3 protein-coding genes are annotated in these 2,135 nt (G+C 35.6%); 2 read left to right on the top strand and 1 reads right to left on the bottom strand.

Features of this window, described 5'->3' with window-relative positions; all coding sequences use genetic code 11:
• On the top strand, nt 1-235 hold a 235-nt coding region (locus EF384_RS09720; RefSeq protein WP_158607427.1), incomplete at its 5' end, for a TetR-like C-terminal domain-containing protein.
• Nucleotides 236-261: 26 nt separating this feature from the next.
• Entirely contained in the window at nt 262-1,152 is an 891-nt protein-coding gene (locus EF384_RS09435) for a DegV family protein (protein WP_123781444.1), read from the top strand.
• Nucleotides 1,153-1,975: 823 nt separating this feature from the next.
• On the opposite strand, the gene EF384_RS09915 is transcribed toward EF384_RS09435, so the two are convergent.
• Nucleotides 1,976-2,135, bottom strand: a 160-nt coding sequence (locus EF384_RS09915) for an ATP-binding protein (protein WP_158607426.1), incomplete at its 5' end; no start/stop codon positions are given.

The following is a 2,135-nucleotide window of genomic DNA, read 5'->3' as shown; positions in this document are numbered from 1 at the left end:
CGAAAAGTATGAATTATTCAGGAAAAAACTTAAGGAAATAATCAAGAGGAATAAAACCATGTTTGCTGATTTGGACGAGATTGATAAAGATATGATCATTGACTATACAATAGCTGGGATTATAGCTGTATATCATACTTGGTTTAGAAACAATCAGAACGTGTCTATTGATGAGATTTCAGTTAAGCTTTCTGAACTTTCTGCAAATGGATTCAATTATTTCATTAAAGGCTAATGTGAGAAGAGAAAAGAGGTAAGATGATGTCAGAATTTATTTTAAGTTCTTGTTCGACTGCAGACTTAACAGAAAAGCACTTCAACAGTCGTGATATAAATTATGTTTGTTTTCATTTTATGGTAGATGGAAAAGAATATAAAGATGATCTTGGTAAGTCGATTTCATATGACGATTTTTATAAAGCAATGAGTAATGGGGCTGAGACGAAAACATCACAAGTAAATGTAGGAGAGTTTGTAGATTACTTTTCTTCGTTTCTGAAAGAAGGGAAGGATATTTTACACGTATCACTGTCTTCAGGATTATCTGGAGTATATAATTCAGCGTGTGCAGCAAAGCAACTATTGGAAGCGGAATATCCGGATCGAAAAATATACATCGTTGACTCTCTTGCGGCATCGTCTGGTTATGGTTTATTGATGGATAAACTGGCAGATCTAAGGGACGACGGATACACACTTGAACAGTTGTATGACTGGGTAGAAAATAACAAACTAAATCTACATCATTGGTTTTTTTCGACTGATTTATCTTTTTATGTTAAAGGAGGAAGAATCTCAAAGACATCTGGATTTGTTGGAACAACATTTAAAATCTGTCCATTGTTAAATATGGATGAAAATGGAAAATTAACTCCTCAACAAAAAGTAAGAGGTAAGAGACGTGTAATTAGTTTAATTGTAGATAAAATGAAAAATCATGCTATTAAAGATCTTGAATATTCTGATAAATGTTATATATCTCATTCTGCTTTTAATACTGAAGCTCAAGAAGTCGCGAGATTAATCGAGGAATCATTTCCCAACTTGAAGAACAAGGTTGAAATAAATAATGTTGGAACTACAATAGGTTCACATACCGGTCCAGGAACTGTGGCACTCTTCTTCTGGGGAGACTCAAGAAAAAATAGATGAAACCTTTAAACTTCCCACTTCACATATTATTTTGCATCGATAGCTAAGCTACAACACACATAGAGTGCGTGGTTTCGATACGTCGGGACGATACCTAGAAATCCTTAGATTCCAGCACTTTGAGCGATTTATCACGTTCATTGATACTAAGGACAAAAGTCTTTATAAAGAGATCAAAAACCGGGTGCTGGTGTCAGTAGTGATTGAGGTCGTATAAGGGGATACGTTATTACATGCTGGCAAACAAAATTAACCGTTCACCGAAGTAAAAAGAAACTAGATCCACAGCACATACTATTTTGAGTTGCAAAAAGGAAAATATCATGGACACACTGGCTTGATGATGCATGATACCGCTCCAACTCAACGGAATTATTATGTCCTAGGGAACTATGAATACGACACCGATTATTATCGAGCTCAATGAATCTGAGGATATTCTGACGAATAGTATCGGTGGTATAATAAAAAATAAGTGAGTACGGCGACTAGTTTCGTCCAGTAAATGCGGAATAGTCGTCCACTGAATGCGAAAGTTGTCGTCCATTCCGCTAATTGATTGAAGAAAATAAGAAATTAATCAAAACAGAGCCCAATATGAGCTCTGTTTTTCATCTTAAAATAAATTAATAGATTATTCGTATTCCTTCATAGCTTGTTCAAGGAACTTAGTGGCTAAATTAACCATTTCATCAGCCGAAGGCTGCTTTTCGTCCTCTATGTAATAAGGTAGGAGTAACGAGGATAGATTTAAATCGATATCTTCTGGAAGGTATCGTCGAAAATAAAAAAAGAGCGATACGAGTTTCAACTTCAATCGGAATCATTTCATGCCCTCCAAACCGTGACGCTCTCGCATGGATACTTCACCATCAACTATGATTTGGTGAGAATTGTGCTTGATTCGATCCAGAATCGCATCGGCTAGTTGAGTGTGTTTGATTTTTTCATGCCAACCTTCAGGTGAAAATGAAAAAGTAAAT

The organism is Aerococcus agrisoli (assembly GCF_003797145.1).
Classification (GTDB): domain Bacteria; phylum Bacillota; class Bacilli; order Lactobacillales; family Aerococcaceae; genus Aerococcus; species Aerococcus agrisoli.
This window is presented reverse-complemented; position numbering and strand designations above follow the sequence as displayed.

Bases quoted from the DNA above. Each gene is read 5' to 3' on its own strand.
- EF384_RS09435 (WP_123781444.1), top strand. From the start codon at position 262: ATGTCAGAATTTATTTTAAGTTCTTGTTCGACTGCAGACTTAACAGAA.